The organism is Streptomyces sp. NBC_01451 (assembly GCF_036227485.1).
Lineage (GTDB): Bacteria > Actinomycetota > Actinomycetes > Streptomycetales > Streptomycetaceae > Streptomyces.
On the sequence record NZ_CP109479.1, the window covers coordinates 7,685,832 to 7,712,773 of the forward strand.

At 70.4% G+C, this 26,942-nt stretch carries 25 protein-coding genes; 14 read left to right on the forward strand and 11 right to left on the reverse strand.

The genetic code is table 11. The features are described from left to right. Window positions 1-36: 36 nt before the first annotated feature. Together OG595_RS33850 and OG595_RS33855 are read left to right on the forward strand one after the other, a co-directional pair. Window positions 37-906, forward strand: a complete 870-nt coding sequence (locus tag OG595_RS33850) for a sterol desaturase family protein (protein WP_329278720.1) — start codon at window positions 37-39, stop codon at window positions 904-906. Further along, complete coding sequence (locus OG595_RS33855; RefSeq protein ID WP_329278722.1) at window positions 903-1,604, forward strand: lysoplasmalogenase; 702 nt, start codon at window positions 903-905, stop codon at window positions 1,602-1,604. The genes OG595_RS33850 and OG595_RS33855 overlap by 4 nt, the downstream gene beginning before the upstream one ends. On the opposite strand, the gene OG595_RS33860 is transcribed toward OG595_RS33855, so the two are convergent. The 3 genes from OG595_RS33860 to OG595_RS33870 all read right to left on the reverse strand — a co-directional run bounded on the left by OG595_RS33860 (window position 1,570) and on the right by OG595_RS33870 (window position 5,870). Then, window positions 1,570-2,550, reverse strand: coding sequence for a CopD family protein (locus tag OG595_RS33860; RefSeq protein ID WP_329278723.1), 981 nt, complete (start codon window positions 2,548-2,550; stop codon window positions 1,570-1,572). The two genes, OG595_RS33855 and OG595_RS33860, sit on opposite strands and share 35 nt — an antisense overlap. A 180-nt stretch (window positions 2,551-2,730) precedes the next feature. Further along, complete coding sequence (locus OG595_RS33865; protein ID WP_329278726.1) at window positions 2,731-4,269, reverse strand: S8 family peptidase; 1,539 nt, start codon at window positions 4,267-4,269, stop codon at window positions 2,731-2,733. A 68-nt stretch (window positions 4,270-4,337) separates the two neighbouring features. After that, entirely contained in the window at window positions 4,338-5,870 is a 1,533-nt protein-coding gene (locus OG595_RS33870) for a S8 family peptidase (protein ID WP_329278728.1), read from the reverse strand. A 461-nt stretch (window positions 5,871-6,331) separates the two neighbouring features. On the opposite strand from OG595_RS33870, the gene OG595_RS33875 reads away from it, so the two are divergent. From OG595_RS33875 to moaA, 3 genes are all read left to right on the forward strand, one after another. After that, window positions 6,332-6,688 (forward strand): DUF485 domain-containing protein, encoded by a 357-nt coding sequence (locus OG595_RS33875; protein WP_329278730.1) that lies wholly within the window; start codon window positions 6,332-6,334, stop codon window positions 6,686-6,688. Beyond that, window positions 6,685-8,310, forward strand: coding sequence for a solute symporter family protein (locus tag OG595_RS33880; RefSeq protein WP_329278732.1), 1,626 nt, complete (start codon window positions 6,685-6,687; stop codon window positions 8,308-8,310). The genes OG595_RS33875 and OG595_RS33880 overlap by 4 nt, the downstream gene beginning before the upstream one ends. Before the next feature lie 179 nt (window positions 8,311-8,489). Beyond that, complete coding sequence (moaA, locus tag OG595_RS33885) at window positions 8,490-9,479, forward strand: GTP 3',8-cyclase MoaA (RefSeq protein ID WP_329278733.1); 990 nt, start codon at window positions 8,490-8,492, stop codon at window positions 9,477-9,479. 7 nt (window positions 9,480-9,486) lie between these two features. Here moaA and OG595_RS33890 read toward each other — a convergent pair whose 3' ends face one another. Both OG595_RS33890 and OG595_RS33895 read right to left on the reverse strand, forming a co-directional pair. Continuing rightward, entirely contained in the window at window positions 9,487-9,711 is a 225-nt protein-coding gene (locus OG595_RS33890) for a hypothetical protein (protein ID WP_329278734.1), read from the reverse strand. A gap of 209 nt (window positions 9,712-9,920) precedes the next feature. Beyond that, window positions 9,921-10,319: a DUF3099 domain-containing protein gene (locus tag OG595_RS33895; protein WP_329278735.1), complete on the reverse strand. Its 399-nt coding sequence runs from the start codon at window positions 10,317-10,319 to the stop codon at window positions 9,921-9,923. A 245-nt stretch (window positions 10,320-10,564) separates the two neighbouring features. Between OG595_RS33895 and OG595_RS33900 the strand changes: the two genes are divergently transcribed. Then, a complete protein-coding gene (locus OG595_RS33900; protein ID WP_329278736.1) occupies window positions 10,565-10,840 on the forward strand; it encodes a GlsB/YeaQ/YmgE family stress response membrane protein in 276 nt (91 codons plus the stop codon). A 73-nt stretch (window positions 10,841-10,913) separates the two neighbouring features. On the opposite strand, the gene tyrS is transcribed toward OG595_RS33900, so the two are convergent. The 3 genes from tyrS to OG595_RS33915 form a co-directional block, all read right to left on the reverse strand. After that, on the reverse strand, window positions 10,914-12,179 hold the full coding sequence (tyrS, locus tag OG595_RS33905) for a tyrosine--tRNA ligase (RefSeq protein ID WP_329278740.1): 1,266 nt from the start codon (window positions 12,177-12,179) through the stop codon (window positions 10,914-10,916). Window positions 12,180-12,247: 68 nt separating this feature from the next. Then, on the reverse strand, window positions 12,248-13,642 hold the full coding sequence (locus OG595_RS33910; protein ID WP_329278742.1) for a metallopeptidase TldD-related protein: 1,395 nt from the start codon (window positions 13,640-13,642) through the stop codon (window positions 12,248-12,250). After that, the gene (locus OG595_RS33915) at window positions 13,639-15,162 is read right to left on the reverse strand and encodes a TldD/PmbA family protein (protein ID WP_329278745.1); all 1,524 of its coding nucleotides are present in this window, start codon (window positions 15,160-15,162) and stop codon (window positions 13,639-13,641) included. Before OG595_RS33915 ends, OG595_RS33910 begins: the two co-directional genes overlap by 4 nt. A 300-nt stretch (window positions 15,163-15,462) precedes the next feature. On the opposite strand from OG595_RS33915, the gene fabG reads away from it, so the two are divergent. From fabG to OG595_RS33930, 3 genes are all read left to right on the forward strand, one after another. After that, complete coding sequence (gene fabG, locus OG595_RS33920; protein ID WP_329278747.1) at window positions 15,463-16,182, forward strand: 3-oxoacyl-[acyl-carrier-protein] reductase; 720 nt, start codon at window positions 15,463-15,465, stop codon at window positions 16,180-16,182. A gap of 5 nt (window positions 16,183-16,187) precedes the next feature. Beyond that, on the forward strand, window positions 16,188-16,955 hold the full coding sequence (gene fabI / locus OG595_RS33925) for an enoyl-ACP reductase FabI (protein WP_329278749.1): 768 nt from the start codon (window positions 16,188-16,190) through the stop codon (window positions 16,953-16,955). Window positions 16,956-17,151: 196 nt separating this feature from the next. Next, window positions 17,152-17,505, forward strand: coding sequence for a hypothetical protein (locus tag OG595_RS33930; protein WP_329278751.1), 354 nt, complete (start codon window positions 17,152-17,154; stop codon window positions 17,503-17,505). Here OG595_RS33930 and OG595_RS33935 read toward each other — a convergent pair. Further along, a complete protein-coding gene (locus OG595_RS33935) occupies window positions 17,480-18,169 on the reverse strand; it encodes a FadR/GntR family transcriptional regulator (RefSeq protein ID WP_329278753.1) in 690 nt (229 codons plus the stop codon). The genes OG595_RS33930 and OG595_RS33935 overlap by 26 nt on opposite strands. Window positions 18,170-18,215: 46 nt before the next feature. Here OG595_RS33935 and OG595_RS33940 point away from each other — a divergent pair, with 46 nt between their 5' ends. The 4 genes from OG595_RS33940 (at window position 18,216) to OG595_RS33955 (ending at window position 20,701) form a co-directional block, all read left to right on the forward strand. Further along, on the forward strand, window positions 18,216-19,550 hold the full coding sequence (locus tag OG595_RS33940) for a CynX/NimT family MFS transporter (protein WP_329278754.1): 1,335 nt from the start codon (window positions 18,216-18,218) through the stop codon (window positions 19,548-19,550). A gap of 66 nt (window positions 19,551-19,616) precedes the next feature. Then, a complete protein-coding gene (locus OG595_RS33945; protein WP_105974872.1) occupies window positions 19,617-19,733 on the forward strand; it encodes an SGM_5486 family transporter-associated protein in 117 nt (38 codons plus the stop codon). Window positions 19,734-19,890: 157 nt separating this feature from the next. After that, window positions 19,891-20,097 carry a hypothetical protein gene (locus tag OG595_RS33950; protein WP_329283432.1) on the forward strand — a complete coding sequence of 69 codons (207 nt, stop codon included), beginning with the start codon at window positions 19,891-19,893 and terminating at the stop codon, window positions 20,095-20,097. Between the two features lie 85 nt (window positions 20,098-20,182). After that, window positions 20,183-20,701: a SixA phosphatase family protein gene (locus OG595_RS33955; RefSeq protein ID WP_329278757.1), complete on the forward strand. Its 519-nt coding sequence runs from the start codon at window positions 20,183-20,185 to the stop codon at window positions 20,699-20,701. A gap of 103 nt (window positions 20,702-20,804) precedes the next feature. On the opposite strand, the gene serB is transcribed toward OG595_RS33955, so the two are convergent. Both serB and OG595_RS33965 read right to left on the reverse strand, forming a co-directional pair. Then, window positions 20,805-22,007, reverse strand: coding sequence for a phosphoserine phosphatase SerB (serB, locus tag OG595_RS33960; protein ID WP_329278759.1), 1,203 nt, complete (start codon window positions 22,005-22,007; stop codon window positions 20,805-20,807). Window positions 22,008-22,112: 105 nt separating this feature from the next. Beyond that, the gene (locus tag OG595_RS33965) at window positions 22,113-24,155 is read right to left on the reverse strand and encodes a streptophobe family protein (RefSeq protein WP_329278761.1); all 2,043 of its coding nucleotides are present in this window, start codon (window positions 24,153-24,155) and stop codon (window positions 22,113-22,115) included. 240 nt (window positions 24,156-24,395) lie between these two features. Here OG595_RS33965 and OG595_RS33970 point away from each other — a divergent pair, with 240 nt between their 5' ends. After that, window positions 24,396-26,906 (forward strand): ABC transporter ATP-binding protein/permease, encoded by a 2,511-nt coding sequence (locus OG595_RS33970; RefSeq protein ID WP_329278763.1) that lies wholly within the window; start codon window positions 24,396-24,398, stop codon window positions 26,904-26,906. The last annotated feature ends 36 nt before the right edge of the window (window positions 26,907-26,942 follow it).

Sequence of the window (26,942 nt, forward strand, 5' to 3'; positions counted from 1 at the left end):
CTATGCGCCACCTGCGGGCCGCCCTAACGTGCAGTCATGCCCAACCTTCCCGACGTCGTGGCCTGGTCGATACCCGCCTTCGTGCTGCTCACCGTGATCGAGATGATCAGTGTCCGGATCCACCCCGAGGAGAACGCCGCCGGGTACGAGGCCAAGGACGCGGCGACCAGTGTCGGCATGGGACTCGGGAGCCTGGCCTTCGACTTCCTCTGGAAGATCCCGATCCTCGCCGTGTACACGGCGATCTACGAACTCACCCCGCTCCGCGTCCCCGTCCTGTGGTGGACCGTCCCGCTCATGCTGCTCGCGCAGGACTTCTTCTACTACTGGTCCCACCGCGGCCACCACGTCGTCCGCATCCTCTGGGCCTGCCACGTCGTCCACCATTCGAGCCGCAGCTTCAACCTCACCACGGCCCTGCGCCAGCCCTGGACCACGCTCACCGTCTGGCCGTTCTACGTCCCTCTCGTCGCCCTCGGCGTGCACCCGGCCGCGCTCGCCTTCTGCTCCTCCACGAACCTCGTCTACCAGTTCTGGATCCACACCGAGCGGATCCACCGCATGCCCCGGTGGTTCGAGTACGTCCTCAACACGCCCTCCCACCACCGCGTCCACCACGCCTCCCAAGGCGGCTACCTGGACCGCAACTTCGGCGGCATCCTCATCGTCTGGGACCGCCTGTTCGGCTCGTTCGTCGCCGAGACCGAACGGCCTGTCTACGGGTTGACGAAGAACATCAACACGTTCAACCCGGTCAAGGTCGCCACCCATGAGTACGTCGCGATCGTCAAGGACATCAAGGCGGCGGGCAGTTGGCGTGAGCGCGCCGGGCGGGTGTTCGGGGGGCCCGGCTGGCAGCCCGCGCACCCGCACCGGGAACCGGCCGAAGAGACCGTCGTCGCGTGAGGCCGGCCCGGGTTCTCCTCGCCGCCTTCGCCCTCACGGCGGCCGTCGACCTGACCGCCCTCGCGGCCGGCTCCGACACCGGGCACGCCCTCGCCAAGCCCCTTCTGATGCCTCTCCTCGCCGCCCACACCCATGTGCGCGGCGCCCCGCGACTCCTCACCGTCGCCCTTCTCCTCGGCTGGGCCGGCGACGTCCTGCTCCTCTCCGACGCCGATCCGGCGTTCCTGGCCGGCATGGCCTCCTTCGCGGCCGGCCACGTCTGCTACCTCGCCCTCTTCCGGAGGTACGGCGACGAGGACCGAGACGCGAACGGCACCCCACGCGCGCGTGCCGCACGCGTCCGGCTCGCGGGGGTCTACGCCCTGGCCCTGGCCGGCACCCTCGCCGTCCTCTGGCCCGGCCTTCCCGCCGAACTCCGTGTCCCCGTCGCCGGTTACAGCCTCCTGCTGACCGCGATGGCCCACCGGGCCAACGCACTCGGGCTCCTCACCGGCATGGGCGGCGCGCTCTTCCTGCTGTCCGACACGCTCATCGCGACCGGCGTCGCCGGCCTGCCCCAGCTGCCCCGACCCGACTTCTGGATCATGCTCACGTACCTCGCCGCCCAGTGGCTCCTGGCCGGCGGTGTACTCGCGGCGGCCGGAACCGCGGCACCTTCACCCGTCACGTCCAGCGGATCGGCACCGGCAGCGCGGTGAGCAGCCCCGACACGGCGACCACCAGCCCCAGCACGACGACCTCCGCGCGCGCGGGGGAGCACGCGGTCAGCGGGTCGGCCGCCCGGCTCAGCCGCAGCCGCGCCCACAGGGCGAGGACGGCGACGGCGGCCACGACGATCACCTTGGCGAGCAGGGTGCGGCCGTACGCAGTCGACGTCAGCTGGTCCAGGACCGTGTCCGGCGGCATCCGGCGCAGGGTGCTCCAGATGCCCGTGGCGGTGATCAGGGCGAGCAGAACGGCAGCCACGCGCGCGTAGAGGCCCAGCAACGCGACGCGTGCCTCCCGGGCGGCCTCCCAGAGGGGCAACGTCCGCAGTACGTACAGCAGTCCGCCCACCCACAGCGCCGCGCACGTCAGATGGACGAACGTCAGCGCCGAGCCGGTCAGCGGATCGGTCTCCGGTGCCGGATGGGCCCGCAGCGCCTCCGCCACGGCCACGGCAGCCAACGGCCAGACCTGCGTGGCCGGACGGGCCGAGAGGGCGCACAGGCTCGCCGCGGCGAACCCGTTGACCTCCAGCAGCGCGAGTTTGCCGTCCCGGGACTGGTACAGGCCGCCCACATCGATGGCGGCCAGGCTGTGCGGCACGAGGTTGCCGGTCGACACCACCGAGGCCAGCCCCAGCGCGGCGACGAAACCGGCACCGGCCGCGTACGGTGCCCAGCCGCGCGCCCGCTCCGGCGGCGCCCCGGGCAGCCCGCCGGCCAGCCTCCGCACGAACAGTTCGCCCACCGGGACACACAGCGCGGCGAACAGCACCGTCCGCAGCAGCCCGATCCCGCCCACGCCGGGCGCTGCGGCCTCCCCGGTGCCGTCCAGCGCGACGGACGGGCCGAGCAGCGGTATCAGCGCGGCCAACGCCACCAGCACGAGCACCGCGACGGCCGGTCCGGTACCGGGACGTCCGCCGCCGCGCGTTCTCATGGGCCCGCCCTCGTCGGACGCCCCGTCTGTCGATCGTGTCAAGCCCACCCCAATGCCGCGTCTTCCGCACCGGGTATCAACATATGCACTGGATCAACACGGTGGGCCGGACAGCGCGATGCTGCCCGGCCCACCGAGGAGAATCCGAACCGAAGGGATCGGTGAGGACCTACGAGGGATCTACTTCGTCACCGCGTCCAGCGCGTCCGCGATGCCGTGGCCGTAGAAGCCGTTGTGGTTCTTCGGGCCCTCGCACACCGCGTCGACCTTGCCGTCACCGTTGATGTCGTACGGGTCCGTGCACGGCGTGGCGTCCGCCTCGGCGTACAGGAGCGCCTTCACCAGGGCGGCCGACGCGCGCGGGTGCGTCGACTTGATCAGGGCGGCCACACCCGCGACGTGCGGGGACGCCATCGACGTACCGGCCATGTAGCCCCACGTGCCGCCGGGCAGCGGGCCGAGGATCAGGCCGCTGGTGGCCGGCGGTGCCGGGGTCTGGTAGCGGGTCGAGTCGCCACCGGGGGCGGCGATGTCGATGACGCCCAGGCCGTGGTTGGAGAAGGACGACTTGATGCCCTTGGCGCCGGTCGCGGCGACCGTCACCACGCCCGGGAGCTGGGTCGGTATGTCGTAGCACTTGGAGGGGTCGACGACCCGGTCCGAGGGGGTCGCGTCGTTGGGGGAGACCGGGTCGGTGATCTCGTCGGCCGCGAGGTCGTAGTTCTCGTTGCCGGCCGCCGCGACGTTGACGACACCCTTGTGCTCCGCGTACTGCGTCGCCCGCGTGATGGCGTCGACCAGGGCCTTCTGGTCCGGGTCGTTCTTGCAGTTGAAGTACCAGGGGTCCGTGTAATAGCTGTTGTTCGTGACGTCGACGCCGTGCTCGGCCGCCCACACGAAGCCGCAGACGACGGCCTCGGTGTAGAAGTAGCCGGCCGTGGTCGACACCTTGATGCCGGACACCTTCACGCCGGGCGCGACGCCCGTGACGCCGACACCGTTCTTCGCGGCGGCGATCTCACCGGCCACGTGCGTGCCGTGCGGGCTCTCGCCCGCGGTCGGCCGCCAGGCCCCGTCGGTGGTGTCGGGCTTGCCCGTCACGCAGTTGACGGAGGCCGCGCGGTCGAAGTTCGGCGCGATGTCCGGGTGGGTGTCGTCGACGCCGGTGTCGATCACGGCGACGGTCACCTTGGAGCTGCCGAGGGACTTCTCGTGCGCCTTGTCCGCCTTGATGGCGGGCAGGTCCCACTGCAACGGCTCCAGCGGGTCCTGGCCCGCGGTGGCGGCGGCGGTGGCACTCGCGACCTCCGCCGCGGAGAGCACCTTCGGGGCGCCCTCGTCGGTGGTCGACTGCGCGGGCAGCGGCGCGTTGCGCGTGTTGCCGGCCGACTGGACGCCCGGCACCTTGCGGATGATCTTCGCGAAGTCGGGGTTCGCCGAGTGGACGACGACCACGCCTATCCGGTCGTACGAGGTGACGATCGTGCCGCCGGCCTGGGAGATGGCCTTCTGCAGGTGCCGGGAGGTGCCGAACCCGGGGAACACGTTGACGACATAGCTGAGCGACGTCGCGTCGGCCGTGACGGCGGAGGCACCGGTGGTGGTCGCGGCGTCGGCCGCGACGGCCTGGATGTTCGGCAGGAAGGCGAACGCCGACGCCATGACCATTCCGACCGGGATCGCCACGGCGCGACGGGAGCGCGGGTGGGACGCTGACATGGAGGGTCTCCAGTTCCTTCGTTCGTGGGACGTGCTGACCGTGCGGGAATCTCGGAAAAACCTGCGGGTCACTTGACCGCGCGCAGCGCGTCGACGATCCCGAACCCGAAGAATCCGTTGACCCGTTTGCCGCCCTCGCACACCGCGTCCTGCGTACCGTCACCGTCCTGGTCGTACGACGTGGGGCAGCCCGGGTTGTTCGCCTGGACCTTGAGCAGCGTCTGGAGCTGTGCCGGGGTCGCCTTCGGGTGCTTCGACTTCAGCAGCGCGGCGACGCCCGCGGCGTGCGGCGAGGCCATCGAGGTGCCCTGCAGGAAGGCGTACTCGCCGTTCGGCATGGTGGACAGGATGCGGCCGTTCTTCGACGGCGTGTCCGGTATCTGGTACTTGCGGTCGCCGCCCGGGGCCGCGACGTCGATGACACCGTTTCCGTACGTGGAGTAGTACGACTTGACGTTGTCGACGCCCGTGGCGCTCACCGTGACGACCCCCGGGAGCTGGGTCGGTACGTCGAAGCACTCGTGCGGGTCGATCGTGCGGGTCACCGGCGTCGAGTCGTCGGGGCTGCTGTCGTCGACGATCGCGTCGGAGTCCAGGTCGTGGCTGGAGTTGCCCGCCGACGCCAGGTTGAGGGTGCCCTTCTTCGTCGCGTACAGCTGCGCCCTGTTGACCGCGTCGACGATGGCCCGCTGGTCGGGGTCGTCGAGGCAGTTGTACAGCCAGGGATCGACGTAGTAGCTGTTGTTCGTGATCTCGACGCCGTGGTCGGCGGCGAACACGAAGGCGCACACGACGCTCTCCGGGTAGAAGAGCCCGTTGTCCGGGTCGCTCACCTTGATGCCGGCGACCTTCACACCGGGCGCGACACCGGCCACCCCGATGCCGTTGCGGGCGGCGGCGATCTCACCGGCCACATGGGTGCCGTGGTAGTCCTCGGCGGTGTACGGGCGCCAGGCGCCCGCGCTGGTGTCCGCGACGCCGCCGACGCAGTTCGCCGACTGGGCCGCGGAGAAGTTCGGGGCGAGGTCGGGGTGGGTGTCGTCGACGCCGGTGTCGATCACGGCGACGGTGACCTTGCGGCTGCCCGGGTTGATCTTCGCGGCCTTGTCGGCGCCGATCGACCGCAGGTCCCACTGGTCGGCTTCGAGGGGCTCGCTCTCGGGGGTCCGGGCCGACACGGCCTCGACCCTGGCTGCCTCCGCGGCCGTCAGATAGTCCGCCGCGCCCTCGTCGGTCGTCCCGGCGGCGACCAGTGGCGTGGTCCGGGTGGCACCGGCGGACCTCACACCGCGCGCCGCGCGGATCTCCGCCCCGAAGGAGGGGTTCGCGGAGTGGACGACGATCACACCGATCTTGCCGTACGTGACGACGACGGTGCCGCCGGCCTTGGAGATCGCCTTCGTCACCGCCCCGATCGTGTGACGGTCGGTGCTCTTGGTGTTGACGACGTAGGCGAGGTTCGGACCGTCCGCCGCCCGGGCGGCGGAGGCGGCCGGTTCGGCGGCCGACGCGGCCACGGGCAGGAAGCCGAGGGAGGCGGTCAGGGACAGCACGACCGGCACCGCGAGAGCGAGCCGGCGTCTGGAGCGCAGATGAGCCATGGGTTCTCCACATCATCCGGAAACGAGGCCCGCCCGGACAAGGATGGTTGCCGGGCAAGGCGCGTAGCAGGGACGGACAACAAGTGATTACGCGCGAAAAGGCGGGCACGGGCGCGCGGCCCACACCTCTGATTTTGCAGGTACATGACGGGTGGTACAGGGCGAAGCTATCCCGCATCGCCGCTGGCCAGCAATGACTTCCGGAGACCAGTTCGGAAAGAAGCACGGCGAGTTGAACCGGTCCCCGCGTGGCGCCGTGACCTTGTGCAGGGAGCGCGAGGACCGTCGAGCCCCCTGTCGGATCACGTGTGGGGGCCCTACCATCGCGAGCCGACCACCTGTGATCCAGATCACCGCGAGGTCAGAGAAGAGACATGTCCGTACCCGGCCCGACCCCGTCCCCGAACGACCACGCACCCCCGTCCACTGTCGTGACCGCACCCGCAACGCGAGGAGACTCCGTGGCTACCGACGCACCGCCCCCCTCGAAGACAGAACGCGACCTCCCGACCACGGAGGACTACATCGAGGTCCAGCAGAGCGCTGAGTTCGGTGAACTGCGCCGCGCCCACCGCTCCTTCGCCTTCCCGCTGACCGTCGGCTTCATCGCCTGGTACCTGCTGTACGTCCTGCTGTCGAACTACGCGGGCGGCTTCATGGGCACCAAGCTCGTCGGCCACATCAACGTCGCCTTCGCCCTGGGCATCGCCCAGTTCGTCACCACGTTCCTCATCGCCTGGTGGTACGCGCGGCACGCCGCCGCCAACCTCGACCCGAAGGGCGAGGCGATCAAGTCCCGGATGGAGGGCGACGCATGAGCCCCGTACAGCAGAGTGTTCTCGCCGCAGGCGAGGCGAGCGAGCACCGGCCACTGATCATCACCCTGTTCGCGGTGTTCGTCGTCGCGACCCTCTTCATCACCGTCTGGGCCGGCCGCCAGACCAAGAGCGCCGCCGACTTCTACGCCGGCGGACGCCAGTTCAGCGCCTTCCAGAACGGACTGGCGGTCTCCGGCGACTACATGTCCGCCGCGTCCTTCCTCGGCATCGCGGGCGCGATCGCCCTCTTCGGGTACGACGGCTTCCTGTACTCCATCGGCTTCCTCGTCGCCTGGCTGGTCGCCCTGCTCCTGGTGGCCGAACCGCTGCGCAACTCGGGCCGCTACACCATGGGTGACGTCCTCGCGTACCGCATGCGCCAGCGCCCGGTCCGCACGGCCGCCGGCACGTCGACGATCGTCGTCTCGATCTTCTACCTGCTGGCCCAGATGGCCGGCGCGGGCGTCCTCGTCTCGCTCCTCCTCGGCATCACCTCCGACGCGGGCAAGGTCGCCATCGTCGCCCTCGTCGGCGTCCTGATGATCCTTTACGTCTCCATCGGCGGCATGAAGGGCACCACCTGGGTCCAGATGGTCAAGGCCGTGCTGCTCATCAGCGGCACGATCCTCATTACGTTCCTGGTGCTGCTGAAGTTCAACTTCAACATCTCCGATCTGCTCGGCACCGCCGCCGAACGCAGCGGCAAGGGCGACGCCTTCCTGGAGCCCGGCCTCCAGTACGGCGCCACCGGCACCACCAAGCTGGACTTCATCTCCCTGGGCATCGCCCTGGTCCTCGGCACCGCCGGTCTGCCGCACATCCTGATCCGCTTCTACACGGTGCCCACCGCGAAGGCCGCCCGGAAGTCCGTGAACTGGGCGATCGGCATCATCGGCGGCTTCTACCTGATGACGATCGCGCTCGGCTTCGGCGCCGCCGCGCTGATCGACCAGAAAGAGATCACCGACTCCAACCCATCGGGCAACACGGCGGCACCCCTGCTCGCCCTGCACATCGGTGGCGTGGACTCGGCCTGGGGCGCGGTACTGCTCGCGACGATCTCGGCGGTCGCCTTCGCGACCATCCTCGCCGTCGTCGCCGGCCTCACGCTCGCCTCGTCGTCCTCCTTCGCGCACGACATCTACGCCAACGTCATCCGCAAGGGGAAGGCCACCGAGAAGGAGGAGATGAAGGCGGTCCGCTGGGCCACCGTCTTCATCGGCATCATCTCCATCGCACTGGGCGCCCTCGCCCGCGACCTCAACGTGGCCGGCCTGGTCGCGCTGGCGTTCGCGGTGGCCGCCTCCGCCAACCTGCCCACGATCCTCTACAGCCTGTTCTGGAAGAGGTTCACCACCCAGGGCGCCCTGTGGTCGATCTACGGCGGCCTGATCGTGGCGGTCGGCCTGGTGCTGTTCTCGCCGGTCGTCTCCGGTGACCCGAAGGCGATGTTCCCGGGCGTCGACTTCCACTGGTTCCCGCTGAAGAACCCCGGGATCATCTCCATCCCGTTCGGCTTCCTCATGGGCTGGCTCGGCACGGTCCTCTCCAAGGAGGAGCCCGACACCGGCAAGTACGCGGAGCTGGAGGTGCGGTCCCTCACGGGCACCGGAGCGCACTAGGCATCCGCTCGCCGGCTCGCCCGGCGCAGGCATCGCGTGGGGCCGTCGTAGGGATCTACGGCGGCCCCACGCCGCGTCCTGTGGCATCGGGTCGGCCTCGTTGTCGGTGGGGTCACGTAGGCTCGCAGCTACAGGAGAAACTTCTACCCACGCGATCCGCTACGAGGGAGGGGGCCCACGTGCTCATCGACACCTACGGCCGCGTCGCCACCGACCTGCGAGTCTCCCTGACCGACCGCTGCAACCTGCGGTGCACGTACTGCATGCCCGAGGAGGGCCTGCAGTGGCTGGCCAAGCCGGACCTGCTCACGGACGACGAGATCGTCCGCCTCATAGACATAGCCGTTCGCCTCCTGGGCATCGAGGAGGTCCGCTTCACCGGCGGCGAGCCACTGCTGCGCCCGGGCCTGGTCGGCATCGTGGAGCGGGTCGCGGGCCTGGCCCCGCGCCCCCAGATGTCCCTGACGACGAACGGCATCGGCCTCGGCCGTACGGCGACCGCCCTGAAGGCGGCGGGCCTGGACCGTGTCAACGTCTCCCTGGACACCCTGCGCCCGGACGTCTTCAAGACGCTCACCCGCCGCGACCGCCACAAGGACGTCATCGCGGGCCTGGAAGCCGCCCGGGAGGCCGGCCTGACCCCGGTGAAGGTCAACGCCGTGCTGATGCCGGGGTTCAACGAGGACGAGGCCCCGGACCTCCTCGCCTGGGCGGTCGAGCACGACTACGAGCTGCGCTTCATCGAGCAGATGCCCCTGGACGCCCAGCACGGCTGGAAGCGCGAGGGCATGGTCACCGCCGGTGACATCCTCACCTCCCTCCGCACCCGCTTCGAGCTGACGGAGGAGGACACCGGCGAACGCGGTTCGGCCCCCGCCGAGCGCTGGCTGGTCGACGGCGGCCCGCACCGCGTCGGCGTCATCGCCTCCGTCACCCGCCCGTTCTGCGCGGCCTGCGACCGCACCCGTCTGACGGCCGACGGCCAGATCCGCAACTGCCTCTTCGCCCGCGAGGAAACCGACCTGCGAGCGGCCCTCCGCTCCGACGCCCCCGACGACGAGATAGCCCGCATCTGGCGCGAGGCGATGTGGGGCAAGAAGCCGGGAGCGGGCCTGGACGATCCGACCTTCGTGCAGCCGGACAGGCCGATGTCGGCGATCGGGGGCTGAAGCGGGCTCAGTCGTCCGGAGACTCCCAGTCCTCCAGCCTCACGACATCCTTGAGGAAACCCCGCACCCCCAGGAACTGGGACAGGTGCTCGCGATGCTCCTCGCACGCCAGCCACGTCTTCCGTCGCTCGGGCGTGTGCAGTTTCGGGTTGTTCCAGGCGAGCACCCACTCCGCGTCCGCCCGGCATGCCTTGGCGGAACAGATGGGGGAGTCAGGATCAGAGCCGATCATCTGACGACCCTAACCCGGCGGAAACAGGGCTCAAAAAGGCGACGCCGAGCAGCCACGGGGGGAGCTGCCCGGCGTCGGTCTGTCGCTCCGACGGGGGATGCGGAGCGCGTACGAAGTATGTCACGGGTAACCGTCCGACCGGCACCGGAACTTCATGATTGATCTGAGCTTTTCTTGAGCTTCGCGACGCCGTGCGGACTGACTTCTGGTCAGGATCGCTCGTGCCGATTACCCCGCATACCGGCCCCCTGATCGCCCCCGCCGTCTTCCGCCGGGGATTCCGCGGAGCCCTCTTCCGGCCGTGGCGGCGTGATCATCGGCCGCACCGGAACCGTCACGAACGTCGACGGGAGGCCCGGTGCGTTCTCGCGGCCCGCGTTGGCGATCACCACGGAGATGTAGGGCAGGATCATGCCCAGCACCAGTGCCACGAACGCGACGTGCCGTTCGACGTTCCAGAGCACCGCCGCGAGGACCACCGCCACCGTGCGCACGGACATGGAGATGACGTACCGGCGCTGTCTGCCACGGACGTCGTCCGCGAGCCCCTGCCGGGCCCCGGTGATCCGGAAGACCTGGGCGCCGCCGCTGTTGCTCCGCTTCCGCATCACGTTCCACCATCCACCCGAATCGGACACGCCCGGCCCGTACCCCGCGCCGAACCCGGTCGGGGAACCGGACCCGGACGCCTTCCACGTTACGCCGCGCCTGCGTCGCCTACGAGACCGGGGCACCTTCCGCCGGGGTGACCCGTCTGCGCCGTACCGAGTACCGACGTCCCCGACATGCGCCGTAGCGCGAACGGGCCGACACTGGGCGTAATGCTCACGTAGAGCCGTACGAGGAGGCATCCATGGGCTGGTTGTGGGCGATCATCGTGGGATTCGTGCTGGGTCTGCTGGCCAAGGCGATCATTCCGGGCAAGCAGCACAGCCCGCTCTGGCTGACGACCGTCTTCGGCATCATCGGCGCCGTCATCGGCAACGCGATCGCACGAGGTCTCGGTATCGACGAGACGAGCGGCATCGACTGGGGCCGCCACGCGCTCCAGCTCGCGGCGGCCGTCGTGATCGTGTTCCTGGGCGACATGGCGTACTCGATGATGCGCGGCAGGAGACAGCGGGCCTAGCGGTACGTGTGAAGGGGGCGGCCCGGTCGACAGGGCCGCCCCCTTCACACGTGCTCGGACACCTTCGGCCCGGTCAGCCGGTGACCTCCACCGCGGCGAGGTTCTTCTTGCCCCGGCGCAGCACCAGCCACCTCCCGTGCAGCAGGTCCTCCTTCGCGGGCACCGCGTCCTCGGCGGTGATCTTCGCGTTGTTCACGTAGGCGCCGCCCTCCTTCACCGTGCGGCGCGCGGCCGACTTGCTGGCCACCAGTCCGACCTCGGCGAACAGGTCGACGACCGGCCCCGCCTCGGCGACCCGGATGTGCGGTACCTCGGAAAGGGCCGCGCTCAGCGTCCGCTCGTCCAGCTCACCCAGCTCGCCCTGGCCGAAGAGGGCCTTGGACGCGGCGATCACGGCGGCCGTCTGCTCGGCGCCGTGCACCAGCGTCGTCAGCTCCTCGGCGAGCGCGCGCTGCGCGGCCCGCGCCTGCGGACGCTCCGCGGTCTGCGCCTCCAGCGCCTCCAACTCCTCGCGGGACTGGAACGACAGGATGCGCATGTACGCCGAGATGTCCCGGTCGTCCACGTTCAGCCAGAACTGGTAGAAGGCGTACGGCGTCGTCATCTCCGGGTCGAGCCAGATGGCGCCGCCCTCGGTCTTGCCGAACTTGGTGCCGTCCGCCTTCGTCATCAGCGGTGTCGCCAGCGCGTGCGCGGATGCTTCCGGCTCCAGGCGGTGGATCAGGTCGAGACCGGCGGTGAGGTTGCCCCACTGGTCGCTGCCGCCCTGCTGGAGCGTGCAGCCGTACCTCCGGTACAGCTCCAGGAAGTCCATGCCCTGGAGGAGCTGGTAGCTGAACTCCGTGTAGCTGATGCCCTGGTCGGACTCCAGCCGACGGGCGACCGAGTCCTTCGTCAGCATCTTGTTGACGCGGAAGTGCTTGCCGATGTCCCGGAGGAACTCGATGGCCGACATGCCGGCCGTCCAGTCCAGGTTGTTCACCATCACCGCGGCGTTCTCGCCCTCGAAGGACAGGAACGGCTCGATCTGCGCGCGGAGCCGGGTCACCCAGTTCGCGACCGTCTCCGGGTCGTTCAGGGTGCGCTCCGCGGTGGGACGCGGGTCACCGATCTGGCCGGTCGCCCCGCCGACCAGAGCCAGCGGACGCAGGCCGGCCCCCTGGAGGCGGCGCATGGTGAGCACCTGTACCAGGTGACCGACGTGCAGACTGGCCGCGGTCGGGTCGAAGCCGCAATAGAACGTGACGGGACCGTCCGCGAGCGCCTTGCGCAAAGCGTCCTCGTCGGTGGACAGGGCGAACAGCCCACGCCACTTCAGCTCGTCGACGATGTCCGTCACGGTTCTCGTATCTCCTTGGATGGTCTTCGTTCAGTTCTACGGCAGCCGAGTGACCACCGGCAACGAGGTTATACGCCCTGACTGACAGAGCTCATATTGAAGTCCGGCACCCGCAGCGCCGGCATCGCGGCCCGGGTGAACCAGTCGCTCCACTCCCGGGGCAGCGTCTTCTCCGTACGCCCCGCCTCGGCGGCCCGCCCGAGCAGGTCCACCGGCGACTCGTTGAACCGGAAGTTGTTGACCTCCCCGCTGACCTCGCCGTTCTCCACGAGGTACACCCCGTCGCGGGTCAGGCCGGTCAGCAGCAGGGTGGCCGGGTCGACCTCGCGGATGTACCAGAGGCACGTCAGCAGCAGCCCGCGCTCGGTGTTCGCGACCATCTCCTCCAGGGACTTGTCCTCGCCCCCGTCCAGGACGATGTTCCCGATCGCCGGGGACACGGCCAGACCGGTCAGCCCGGCGGTGTGCCGTGAGGTGATCAGGCGGTTCAGCTCACCCGCGCGGATCCACTCCGTGGCACTCAGCGGCAGCCCGTTGTCGAACACCGACTGGTCGTCGCCGGAGGAGTGGGCGAGCAGGAACGGGGAGCATTCCAGACCCGGCTCGTTCGGGTCGCTGCGCAGTGTCAGCGGCAGCTCGGTGAGCCTCTCGCCGATGCGCGTCCCGCCGCCCGGCTTGGAGAACACCGTGCGCCCCTCGGCGGCGTCCCGCGCGGACGCCGACCACATCTGGTAGATCAGCAGGTCGGCGACGGCGGTCGGCGGCAGCAGCGTCTCGTAGCGCCCGGCAGGCAGCTCGATCCGCCGCTCCGCCCAGCCGAGGCGTACGGCGAGTTCGGCGTCGAGGGCGGCCGGATCGACGTCCTTGAAGTCCCGCGTGGACCGCCCGGCCCATGCCGACCGCGTACGGTCCGGGGACTTGGCGTTCAGCTCCAGGGTCCCGTTGGGCTGGTCATGCCGCAGGCGCAGCCCCGTCGACGTACCCACATAGCTCGACACCAGCTCGTGGTTGGCGAAGCCGTACAGCTCCCGGCCGCCCGCACGCGCGCGTGCGAACGCCTCGCCGAGCGCCGGCGCGAAGTCGGCGAACACCGCCGACGAGGTCTCGGCGGGCGCGTCCGTGAAGTCCGGGGACTCCGGTACGCCCGCGACCAGCGGCTGGGCGTCCTCCGCGGGCCCGGCGCCGCGGGCGGCGGCCTCGGCGGCCCTTACGAGCGGTTCCAGCTCGTCGGCGGTGACGGCGGCGCGGGAGACCACCCCGGAGGCCGTGCCCTGCTTGCCGCTGACGGTGGCGACGACCGTGAGCGTGCGCCCGCGCGTGACCCCGTTGGTGGTGAGGGCGTTGCCCGCCCAGCGCAGATTGGCGGTCGACTCCTCGTCGGCGATGACGACACACCCGTCGGCCCGGGACAGTTCGAGGGCCCGCTCGACGATTTCGTGCGGCTTGATCAAACGGGCGCTCATCGACCGGCCTCCTGCGTGGTGTTGAGAATGTTGACGCCCCGGAAGAGGGCCGACGGGCATCCGTGGGACACGGCCGCGACCTGCCCCGGCTGGGCCTTGCCGCAGTTGAAGGCACCGCCCAGGACGTATGTCTGCGGACCGCCGACGGCCGCCATGGAGCCCCAGAAGTCGGTGGTCGTCGCCTGGTAGGCCACGTCCCGCAGCTGCCCGGTGATCCGGCCGTTCTCGATCCTGAAGAACCGCTGCCCGGTGAACTGGAAGTTGTAGCGCTGCATGTCGATGGACCAGGACCGGTCCCCGACGACGTAGATCCCGCGGTCGACGCCGCCGATGAGATCCTCGGTCGCCAGCCCGCCCGGGTCCGGCTGCAACGACACGTTGGCCATGCGCTGCACGGGCACATGCCCGGGCGAGTCGGCGTACGCGCACCCGTTGGACCGCTCGAACCCGGTCAGCTTCGCGATCCGCCGGTCCAGCTGGTAGCCCACCAGCGTCCCGTCCTTCACCAGGTCCCACGACTGACCGGCGACGCCCTCGTCGTCGTAGCCGATGGTCGCCAGACCGTGTTCGGCGGTGCGGTCGCCGGTGACGTTCATCAGCTCGGAGCCGTACCTGAGCTTGCCGAGCTGGTCGAAGGTCGCGAAGGACGTGCCCGCGTACGCCGCCTCGTAGCCGAGGGCCCGGTCCAGCTCGGTGGCGTGGCCGATGGACTCGTGGATGGTCAGCCACAGGTTGGACGGGTCGACGACCAGGTCGTACAGGCCTGCCTCGACGCTCGGCGCCCGCATCTTCTCGGCGAGCAGCTCGGGGATCTGTTCGAGCTCGGACTCCCAGTCCCAGCCGCGGCCCGTGAGGTACTCCCAGCCGCGTCCGACGGGCGGTGCGACGGTCCGCATCGAGTCGAACTCGCCGCTCGACTCGTCGACGGAGACGGCGGTGAACTGCGGGTGCAGCCGCACCCGCTGCTGGGTGGTGACGGTCCCCGCGGTGTCGGCGTAGAACTTGTTCTCGTGCACCGTGAGCAGCGAGGCGTCGACATGGTTGACCCCGTTCGCCGCGAGCAGCCGCGCGCTCCACTCGGCCAGCAGGGCCGCCTTCTCCTCGTCAGGCACGGTGAACGGGTCGATCTCGTACGACGAGACCCAGGTCCTGTCGGCGTGCACCGGCTCGCCGGCCAGCTCCACGCGCTCGTCGGATCCCGCCGCCTTGATCACCTGGGCGGACAGCTTCGCCATGGCCACGGCCTGCGAGGCGACCTTCGCGGCGGCGTCCATGCTCAGATCCACGCCCGACGCGAACCCCCAGGTACCTCCGTGCACCACCCTTACCGCGTACCCCAGGTCCGTGGTGTCCGACGAACCCGACGGCTTGGCGTCCCGCAGCCGCCAGGACGCGCTGCGCACCCGCTCGAACCGGAAGTCCGCGTGGTCGGCGCCCAGCGCACGCGCGCGTGCCAGGGCCGCGTCCGCGAGGGCCCGCAAGGGCAACGCGAGGAACGACGGATCGATTTCATGGGCCACGAGGGGCCTCCCCTTGTCACCGTTGGCGAGATGAGTATGTCCCGCAGTGAATCATGCAGAACCGGCACCCCGGCCTCCACCGGATTCACGCCGCCAACCACGCCCGTCCCACGCGTTCGGCGCCGTTCGGCGCACCCTTCTCCAGGCACCCCGACTGTAGGGACCCGACAGGACCAGGGGTGAGCCACTGTCGGTGCCCGATTGTCCGAGGGTGTGGACGGACCGATAGGTTTTCGGAGAAGGGGCCTGTCGGCCCGGGTGTTCGGACAGGTCCTGAACCGCTACCGAAAGGGTGATCCGTTGAGCCGCTCGGTTCTCGTCACCGGAGGCAACCGGGGCATCGGCCTCGCCATCGCCCGCGCGTTCGCCGATGCCGGCGACAAGGTCGCCATCACATACCGTTCCGGTGAGCCGCCGGCAGTCCTGACGGAACTGGGCTGCCTCGCCGTCAAGTGCGACATCACCGACACCGAGCAGGTGGAGCAGGCCTACAAGGAGATCGAGGCCGAGCACGGCCCGGTCGAGGTCCTCGTCGCCAACGCAGGTGTCACCAAGGACCAGCTCCTGATGCGCATGTCCGAGGAGGACTTCACGTCCGTCCTCGACACCAACCTCACCGGCGCCTTCCGTGTCGTCAAGCGTGCCAACCGCGCCATGCTGCGCGCCAAGAAGGGCCGTGTCGTACTGATCTCGTCGGTCGTCGGGCTCTACGGCTCGCCGGGGCAGGCGAACTACGCCGCCTCCAAGGCCGGCCTGGTCGGCTTCGCCCGCTCTCTCGCCCGTGAGCTGGGCTCGCGCAACATCACCTTCAACGTGGTCGCGCCCGGCTTCGTCGACACCGACATGACCAAGGTCCTCACCGACGAGCAGCGCGCGGGCATCGTCTCGCAGGTGCCGCTCGGCCGGTACGCGCAGCCGGAGGAGATCGCCGCAACGGTGCGGTTCCTCGCCTCGGACGACGCCTCGTACATCACTGGAGCCGTCATCCCCGTTGACGGCGGACTGGGAATGGGTCACTGATCACCATGAGCGGAATTCTCGAGGGCAAGCGCGTCCTGATCTCCGGTGTGCTGATGGAGTCCTCCATCGCCTTCCACGCCGCCAAGCTGGCCCAGGAGCAGGGTGCCGAGATCATCCTGACCGCGTTCCCGCGGCCCACGCTGACCGAGCGCATCGCCAGGAAGCTCCCCAAGCCCACCAAGGTCCTGGAGCTCGACGTCACGAACGAGGAGCACCTGGGCCGCCTGGCCGACCTCGTCGGCGAGGAGCTCGGCGGCCTCGACGGCGTCGTCCACTCCATCGGCTTCGCCCCGCAGGACGCCCTGGGCGGCAACTTCCTCAACACCCCGTTCGAGTCCGTGGCCACCGCCATGCACGTCTCGGCGTACTCCCTGAAGTCGCTCACCATGGCCTGCCTGCCGCTGATGCAGAACGGCGGCTCGGTCGTCGGTCTCACCTTCGACGCCCAGTACGCCTGGCCGCAGTACGACTGGATGGGCCCGGCCAAGGCCGCCCTGGAGGCCACCAGCCGCTACATGGCCCGCGACCTGGGCAAGCAGAACATCCGCTGCAACCTCATCTCCGCCGGCCCCATCGGCTCCATGGCCGCCAAGTCCATCCCCGGCTTCGGCGAACTGGCCTCGGTGTGGGACGCCCGCTCGCCGCTGGAGTGGGACCTCAAGGACCCCGAGCCGGCCGGCCGCGGTGTCGTCGCCCTGCTCAGCGACTGGTTCCCGAAGACCACCGGCGAGATCATCCACGTGGACGGCGGGCTGCACGCGATCGGCGCGTGACCGCTGCCGCTGCCGCCACAGGCTCGGCCGACATTCCGAGGGCCCGCGTTCCGTTCCGGCGCGGGCCCTCGGTGTGTGCGTGCGCCGTCACTCGTTCGGCTCATCCGGCCGGGCGGGGGAGAGAGGTAACCAGGCACTCTGGATTACGCGTTCACCGCGCGTTCCCTCCCCAGCACGGCCGAGGAGGTCCCCCCTTGTGCGCCTGTCCCGCGGCTTCGCCCCGCTGCTCGTCGCCGTAGCCCTTCTCACCACGCTTCCTTACGAGGCCGTACCGCACGCGCGCGTGGAGGGACGGCAGCAGGAGCGGCCCGAGCCCTTCGGCTCCACCTGCCACACCCGGGTCACCGGCTCCAAGGTGACCGCGTACTGCCACAACCCCTACGTGGCCGCCGACCGCGTACGCCTGCACATCGAGTGCGACCGCTGGTGGGACCTCGACAGCGACGGCTCCTCGGTCGAGGCCGGGCCCGCGCAGACCGTACGGCTCACCGGCCGCTGCTGGAAGGAAGTCCGCTCCGTGTGGGTCAGCCACCAGAAACGGACGGCCTGAGCCGGCACGCGAACGGATAGCCCGCCGCCTCCCTGGCGGCGGCCACCGCGTCGCCCGCGCGGATCGCGTCGACGAGCGGGGCGTGGTCCACGTACGACTGAGGGGTCAGTTTCCCGCCCACGTCGTCGCGCAGCCAGTCCCGCAGCACCTCGCCCAGGTCCGCGTACATCGCCGTCATCACGTCGTTGTGGGAGGCGGCCACCACGGCCATGTGCAGGCTCGCGTCGGCCGTCACGAACGCCTCCGCGTCGCCCGACTCCCAGGCCTCCTCCCGGCGCCCCAGAAGCGCGTCCAGCTGCTTGAGATCACGTTCGGTGCGCCGCAGGGCCGCCAGCTCGGCCGCGCCCGACTCCAGCGTGGACCGCAGCTCGGCGATGTGCCGGGGGTCCGCGTCGGCGAACCGGCGGTGCATCACACCGGCCAGCTCACTGGTCGCCACGACATACGTGCCCGAGCCCTGGCGAATGTCCAGCAGCCCGTTGTGCGCGAGGGCCCGGACCGCCTCCCGGACGGTGTTCCGGGCCACTCCGAGCTGCGCGACCAGCTCGGGTTCCGTCGGGACGCGGGAGCCGACGGGCCACTCGCCCGAGGTGATCTGGTTCCGCAGTGCGGCGATGACCTGCTCGGACAGGGCCGATCGGCGGGGGTGGCTCAGCGGCGGCATGGCACATCTTCGCACGGGGGATGACAACCAATCATCCTATGATTCTATGCTTGCTCTCATGGTGAGCGAGGAATCCCGGACGACGACGTCCACAGCCATGTCCGTACGCAACTCGACCGAGCCGGAGAGCGAGCCGGAGAACGGGAACGGGAGGCCGGCCACGCGCGCGTGGGTCACGCGGCTGGTCCTCGTCGGCATCGTGCTGTCGGCCCTCAACCTCCGGCCCGCCATCACCAGCCTCGGCGCCCTCCTGGAAGAGGTGCGCGTCGGACTCGGCATGAGCGGCACCGCGGCCGGAGTGCTCACCTCCGTACCCCCGTTCTGCTTCGCCCTCTTCGGCGTCATGGCCCCGCGCCTGGCCCGCCGCTTCGGCGTCGGCGCGGTCGTGTGCGCGGGCATGGCCGCCATCGCCGCCGGCCTGGCGATCCGGCCCTGGACGGGCACCGCGGCCGGCTTCCTGGCCGCCAGCGCGCTCGCCCTCATGGGCATCGCGGTCAGCAACGTCCTGATGCCGGTCGTCGTCAAGCGCTGGTTCCCGGACCGGGTCGGTTCCATGACGGGCCTGTACTCGATGGCCTTGGCCCTCGGCACCGCCGCCGCGGCCGCGGTCACCGTGCCCGTGACCGAGGCGCTGGGCGGGAGCTGGCGGACGGGACTGACCCTCTGGGCGGTTCTCGCGGCGGCGGCCGTGGTGCCCTGGATCCCGCTGGTAGGGGATCGGGGCGCGGGCGGGCCGAGGCGGGAGGCGCTCCCCGCGCGCGGGACGTCCGCCACGGGGGAGGAGGCCGGGGCACTGCGCATCACCCGGAGCCGTACCGCCTGGGCGCTCGCCGTGTTCTTCGGGCTCCAGGCCACCGCCGCCTACGTCACCATGGGCTGGATGGCGCAGATCTTCCGGGACGCGGGCGTCCCGGCCGGCACCGCCGGGCTGCTGCTCGCCGTGACCATGGCGCTGGGGGTGCCGCTCGCGTTCGTCATCCCGCGCGTCGCCACGCGCCTGCCCCGGCAGGGGCCCATCGTGGTCGTGCTCGGCTGCTGCGGACTTCTCGGATACGCGGGCCTGTACATCGCGCCGGCCGAGGGCGCCTGGGCCTGGGCCGTGCTGCTCGGCATCGCCAACTGCGCCTTCCCGCTGGCCCTCACGATGGTCGGGATGCGGGCCAGGACGGGCGCGGGCGTCGCCCAGCTGTCGGCCTTCGCCCAGAGCGCCGGCTATCTGATCTCCATCCCCGGGCCGCTCGTCGTAGGCGTCCTCTACCAGCACAGCGGCGGCTGGGGGCTGCCGCTCGCGCTGATGGCCGGCCTGCTGCTGCCGCAGATGGCCGTGGGCGTACTCGCGGGACGTGATCGCACGGTGGAGGACGAGGCGGCGGCCCGCTGACCTCACCCCGCCGGGCGCGGGTACCCCCGGAGCACGGGTGGGCGGGACGGGTGCGAGACTGGCCGTATGCCAGTGCTCGACCCGAACCCCCAGAACGGCCAGAAGAAGATGCTGCTCGTCTTCGGCTCGTTCTTCGCCATCTTCGTGATCATCGCCGTCATCGCGACGATCGCCTCACCGTGAGAACCGTGGGTGGGGATATCCCCACCAACCCCTAGGGGGCGAGTCTCAGGGTCAAGTGGGTGGATCTCCGGATGGGTTGAGGGCCGCGGCTTCCGTAACTTCGAGGTGTGGCCGCGAGATGCCGGCCACGGACGGCTCGAAGACCCACGGAGGCACCATGTCGGCCCGCACGCACTCCCGGCCCCTTCCGGCGACCACGCGTGGAGTCGACATACGGCTGCCGTGGTGGGCCCTGGCACTGCCGACGATCGCCTTCGTCGCGCTGCTCGCGCTGATGCTGAACCCGACCGACGCACAGGCTGCGACGGGCGACCCGGCCATCGCCCACTTCCTTGAGCGCGCACGGGACCTGATGACGCGCTGAGCGCCGTGAACACCTCATTCCCACCTGCGGAGCCGCCCGTCAACTCCCTGCGCTCCATGGCGTATTTCATGCGAAGCTGGGTGCCATGAGCGTCGCAGAACCCCGCAGGATCGTCCTCTTCCGGCATGCGAAAGCCGACTGGCCCCAGGTCGCCGACCACGAGCGACCACTGGCCGACCGGGGCCGCAAGGACGCCGCTGTCGCCGGGCGCAGGCTGGCCGACACCGGTATCCCTTTCGACCTGGCTCTCTGCTCCACCGCCGCCCGGACCCGCGAGACCTGGAAACTCGCCGTCCAGGAATTCCCGCAACGGCCGAAGACCGTCTATGAGGAGCGGATCTACGACGCCTCACCCGGCGAGCTCATCGCCCTGCTCAACGAAACCCCGGACGACACCCAGAACGTGGTCCTGATCGGCCACAACCCAGGCGTGCAGGCCCTCACCGACATCCTGGCCGCCGAGACCGAGAGCGACCCCCGCACCAGGCTGAACAGCCGAGGCTTCCCGGCGGCGGCCTTCGCGACCCTGTCCTTCACGGGCTCCTGGAAGGGCCTGGAGCCCGGGACGGCGACACTGCTCGACTTCTGGGCACCGACGGAGTAGATCCCGGCGACAGCAGGCGGCACAGCCTGTGCTGCCTGCTGCCTGCTGCCTACGACGAAGCACGAGCCCCATCGAAGAACCGGCCCCCGAGGCTCCCAGCGGGCTACTCCTGGGTGTCCGCCGCTTCGACCTCTTCCCGAGTGACCCCCAGCAGATACAGCACGGTGTCCAGGAAGGGGAAGTTCACCGCCGTGTGCGCGGCCTCCCGCACGACCGGCTTGGCGTTGAAGGCGACGCCGAGTCCCGCCGCGTTCAGCATGTCCAGGTCGTTCGCCCCGTCACCGATCGCCACGGTCTGGTCCAGCGGCACCCCGGCCTCCGCGGCGAACCGCCGCAGCAGCCGGGCCTTGCCCGCCCGGTCCACGATCTCGCCGACGACCTTGCCCGTCAGCTTCCCGTCGACGATCTCCAACGTGTTGGCCTGGGCGAAGTCCAGCCCGAGCCGCTCCTTCAGATCATCCGTGACCTGGGTGAACCCACCTGAGACGACACCTACTTCGAAGCCGAGCCGCTTCAGCGTACGGATCAGGGTGCGCGCCCCCGGCGTGAGCCGGACCTCGCTGCGGACCTTGTCCACCACCGACGCGTCGAGCCCCTTGAGCAGTGCCACGCGCGCGTGCAGCGACTGCTCGAAGTCCAGTTCCCCGCGCATCGCGGCGGCGGTCACCTTGGCGACCTCGTCCTCGCATCCCGCGTGCGCGGCGAAGAGCTCGATCACCTCGTCCTGGATGAGCGTCGAGTCCACGTCCATGACGACCAGACGCTGAGCCCGCCGGTGCAACCCGGCCGCGACGACCGCGACATCGACACCGAGTGCCGCCGCGTCGGTGACCAGGGCGGTGCGCAGCACCTCGGTCGCGACCCCGGAGACGGCGAACTCAACAGCCGTCACGGGGTACTTGGCGAGCCGGAAGATACGGTCGATGTTGCCGCCGGTCCTGGTGATCCGTGCGGCGATGGCAGCGGTCGACTCGGCGGTCAGCGGATGCCCGAGCACGGTGACGAGGGAACGCCCGAGCCCGCGCGGCCGGTTGTCACCGAGCCCCGAGATGATCTCCGCCTGCATCTTCATGGACTCCGCCCAGCTGTGGACGGTGGCCCGCAGATCGCCTTCGAGCCCGGCAGGCGGCTGCGTCACGAGCGCGCACAGCACCATGCGGCCACGCGTGACGACCTGCTCGATGTCGACCACGTCCACGGAGTAGGCGGCAAGCGTGTCGAACAGGCCTGCGGTGATGCCGGGCCTGTCCTTGCCGAAGATTTTGACGAGAAGAGTGGGTACGTCAGCGGTCTGCGTAGCGTTCATGGTGTTTCCACCGTATCCGGCACCCAGTGCCTACCGCGCACGCGGTCCGCCTGACGGACGGCGAACAGTACGTTTCCCGGGGGTGGCGAAGACCTTACGGGCAGGTCAGCGACGCCCCTTTGGCGTCCGCGGAGGCGGCGGGGGCGGCGGTGGAGGAGGCGGCGGGGGCGGGGGAGGGGTCCGTTTCTCCGGCGCGGACTCCGACGGGCCGCCCCTGGGCCGTCCGGGCCGTCGGGGCGGCGGCGAGAACGGCCTGGCCATGGTGGGAAGGCCGTACAGGTTCTCGGGCGGCTGCTCCCCCTCACCCGGACCACCCCCGTCACCCGAGCCGCGCTGCTCACCGGAGCCGCTGCCCGAGCCCGAGCCAGGCCCGCTTCCCTCGCCGGAACCGGTCCGCCCGGGCGCGCTGCTCCTGTCGGGCGACCATGCCTCCGTACGCGGGGCATCGGGCGCCCACCCGCCCCCGTAGGGCGGCCCCGCCCCGGCCGGCCGCGCGTCCTCGGGTTCCGCATGCCCTTCGGGAATCCGTAGGTACGGATTGGTGTCGCGGTTCGGCGGCCGGTACGGCGAACTGGGCGCGTACGGGCCGGCGTACGGACCGGGGCCGCCGGCGCCGGCCTGCTCGGGGTGAACCCCGTACCGCGCCTCCTCGGCCGCCGCACCCGTCACCCCGCTCGCCCCCACAGCGGCAGGCGTCCCGCCCGGCCCGGCCGACGCGTCACCCAGTGCCAACGGCACCGCCCGCCGGCCCGCCGCCCCGCTCGCGTACGCCAGCAGCGCGCCGACGGCTCCCGTTGCCGCGCCCCAGACCGCGCCCAGCAGCAGGGCCGCGACCAGTTGCCCGTGCAGTTCGATTCCGGCGCCGAACGCGTCGAAGCCCAGGACCGAGATCGAGGCGTCCACGGACACCTCCGCCAGCCAGGTGAACAGCGGCAGCGCCACCGCGGTCACCAGCCCCAGCCGCAACGCGCAGCGGCCGGCGAAACGCAGCGCACCCGGATCCCGTACGGCGAGGGGCACCCGCCCGTCGACGTCGTCCGGGCCGACACCTCGGGCCAGCGGTGTCCGGGCCGCGGCGAGGACGCCCGCGAGCAGCATCGTCAGGACCGCCGCGACCCCCAGCAGCCACACCCGGTTGTCCAGTTCGGCCAGTTTCCCGAGGCTGACCGACTGGTCGTCCGCCGAGCTGAGCAGCCGGTCGAGGGGGTCCGGGAGGACGTTCACGAGCACCCCGGACGCGCTGCCGTCGAACGGGACGAACAGGCCGATCGAGATACCCAGCCAGACCCCGTTGGGGGCGCCGAGCAGTGCCGCGCCCGCGATGCGCTTGGGGTGGGCGTCGCCGATCGCCGCGTACGCGGCTGCCGCGAACCCCGCGGCCACCGCCACCAGCGCGACGGTGACCAGGGCGGACGCGGCCGGACGTACGACGCGGTGGACCGCTTCCCAGCCGGGCGGCAGGGGAGTGCGGCGGGACGCCAGGAGGGCGATCGTCAGGACCCCGGCCGCCCAGACCAGCCCCCCGAGCAGGGTGGGCAGGGTGTCGACGGTGAAGCCGACCGCCGCCTTCGCGTCGATCAGGTCGCCGACCCGGTCGGGCAGCAGCCCGCTGATGTCACCGAGCCCGGGGACGTCGAGGCCCCCGCCTCCGTCACCGCCCGTGCCCGGCAGGCTGTCGAGGCCCAGACCGCCCCCGTCGATGGTGATGAGGTCGTGCCCCGCCCAGGCCAGCCCGCCCAGGGTGGCCACGAAGAGGGCGACCACCGTGCCCGCGCGCGTGAGGAGTTCGGACAGCGGGATCACCGCTCCCGCCCCGCGCAGGGAGCGGAGGAAGAACCATGACAGGAGCAGCGCGCCCACCAGGCCGACGCCCAGTGGCGCGATCTCGACGGCGGTCGCCGCCTCCGCCCCTTTCAGGCCGAAGGCCGACACGTCACCGGACGGAGTGACCGAACCACCCGCCCCAAGTGCCACAACCGCCGCGGTCATCGGCCCCAGCGAGGCCGTCGCATCCGCCTCCAGCAGATGCAGACCGAGCGCCGCGGTGCCCGCCATTCCGATCAACGCCCAGCTCACAGAGGCGACCGCGGAGAGCAGTACGTCTCCCCACGGCAGCCTCCCGCCTTGCTCGGCGGTCTCGATGCCCATCGTCAGCCCCCGATCCGCGCGGCGGCGGTCCACCCCGCGTGTCCCCCTCGCGTGGGATTACCACTCTCCGGGCCGGTTTCCACCCCGTCAACGGCGCGTCGCTGTCCGCTTCCACGCCCCGTCCGCAAGGCCCGACTTTCGGTCAGGGGGCTGAGCCTGAAATAGTTCCCCCCGATGTTCGACATCCCTAGACTCCCCGTGTTGGGGCAAATTTCGGGGGACAACTCAGTGGGGCATGGAGTGCCGGAACTCGTACTGGAACTGAACGAACGGACCTGGACGCTCGATTCGTCCAGGCCATACACCCTCGGGCGTGATCCGCAGGGGGACATCGTGCTCGATGACGCCAGGGTCTCCTGGCGGCACGCCACGATCAGCTGGGGCGGTCGCAGCTGGGTCATCGAGGACCACGGAAGCACCAACGGCACCTTCGTGCAGGGCCAGCGCATCCACCAGATGGAGATCGGGCCGGGCTCGGCCGTCCATCTCGGCAACGCGACCGACGGCCCCCGTCTGAACCTCTCCAGCAGTGCGGCCCCGGTGGCGACGCCGCAGGCGGCACAGCCTCAGCAGCAGCCGTTCGCGGCCCAGGGCGCGAGCCCCGGCTGGGCCCAGCCGCCCCAGCAGCAGGCGCCGGAACAGAGCTGGCCGCAGCATGAGCCGCAGCAGCAGTCCGCCTCGGTGCCGCAGCAGCAGGGCCCCGGCGCGGGCGCGCCGCCGGTGTACGGCGACCGCAGCCCGACCACCTTCCACCAGCTGCACCTCGGCCGGGTGATGCGCATCGGCCGCGCCCTGGAGAACGACCTGGTCGTCTCCGACCTCCAGGTCTCCCGCAACCACGCCGAGTTCCACGCGACGCCCGACGGACGCTTCGAGATCCACGACCTGGGCTCGCACAACGGTACGTACGTCAACGGCATGCCGATCGCCAAGGGCGGCACCGCGCTGCTCGGCCCGAACGACATCGTCGGCGTCGGCCACTCCACGTTCCGCCTGGTCGGCGATCACCTGGAGGAGTTCGTCGACACCGGCGAGATCTCCTTCTCGGCCCGTCATCTGACGGTCACCGTGGACGGCGGCAAGCAGATCCTGAAGGACGTCTCCTTCGGTGTCCCGGAGAAGTCGCTGATCGCGGTCATCGGCCCGTCCGGCTCCGGCAAGTCGACGCTCCTGAAGGCGCTCACGGGCTACCGGCCCGCCAACCAGGGCGACGTCCTGTACGACAACCGCAACCTGTACAAGCAGTTCGCCGAGCTGCGCCAGCGCATCGGTCTGGTCCCGCAGGACGACATCCTGCACAAGGAACTGACCGTCAAGAAGGCCCTCAAATACGCGGCCAAACTGCGCTTCCCCGCCGACACCACGACGGAGGAGCGTGAGCACCGCATAGGCGAGGTGCTGCGCGAGCTGAAGCTCGACATCCACAAGGAGAAGAAGGTCACCTCCCTCTCCGGCGGCCAGCGCAAGCGCGTCTCGGTGGCCCTGGAACTGCTCACCAAGCCGTCGCTGATCTTCCTGGACGAGCCGACCTCCGGCCTCGACCCGGGCATGGACCGTGACGTCATGCAGCTGCTGCGCGGCCTCGCCGACGACGGCCGTACGGTCCTCGTCGTCACGCACTCCGTGGCCGAACTGGCGATCTGCGACAAACTCCTGGTGATGGCGCCGGGCGGCTCGGTGGCGTACTTCGGCCCGCCCGAGGAGGCCCTGAACTTCTTCGGCTACGACACCTGGGCCGACGTCTTCTCCGCCTTCGAGAACTACCGCGACTACGACTGGGCGGGGCGCTGGAAGGGCTCGCAGCACTACCAGATGTACGCCGCGGACATCGACGCCGTCGCCCCGCAGTCCGTGGACATGCCCGCCGCACAGGCCATGCGCCCGCCCAAGCCGCAGGGCTGGGGCTCACAGCTGATGACCCTGATCCGGCGGTACGTGACGGTCATTGCCTCCGACAAGGGCTTCCTGGCCCTGACGGTGATCCTGCCCGCGGTACTCGGCGCGGTGAGCCTGCTCATCGACCCGGACAAGACCCTGCTGCCCGGCAAGGTGGCCAGGAACGGCCTGAACGTCCCGAACGGCACGGCCACCACCGTGCTCCTCATCCTCGCCGTCGGAGCCTGCTTCGCCGGCGCCGCGAACTCCGTCCGCGAGCTGATCAAGGAACGGGTCATCTACGAACGGGAGCGCGCGACCGGCCTGTCGCGCTCCGCGTATCTGATGTCCAAGGTGATCGTCCTCGGTTTCATCACGGTCCTCCAGGGCCTCATGGTCGGCGCGATCGGATTCTCCAGCCGCACGATCCCCGACGAGGGCCTGATCTTCGGCAAGTTCGTGCTGCTCGAACTCTCCATCCCGATCATGGCGCTCGGCTTCTCCTCGATGATGTTCGGCCTGGTCATCTCCTCGCTGGTGAAGACCTCCGAGAAGACCATGCCGCTGCTCGTCATGTTCGCGATCATCCAGGTCGTGTTCACGGGCTGCCTGTTCATCCTGCACGGCAACATCGGCGTCAACGAGTTCTCGTACCTGATGCCGTCCCGCTGGGCGGTCGCCGCGGCCGGCGCCACCCTCGACTTCAACAAGATCAGTCCGAACGTCGACGACCCCGGCAGCACGGACCCCCTCTGGGACCACACGGCCACCGCCTGGGGCATCGACATGGCCGCTCTGATCGCCATCGGCGTGATCTGCGGCTTCTTCGTGGCCCGCTTCCTGCGGCGCCACGAGCCCGAGGTCATGCGCAAGTGACGGCCACGGCCGCAGGACGGTGAAGGGCGGCACCCC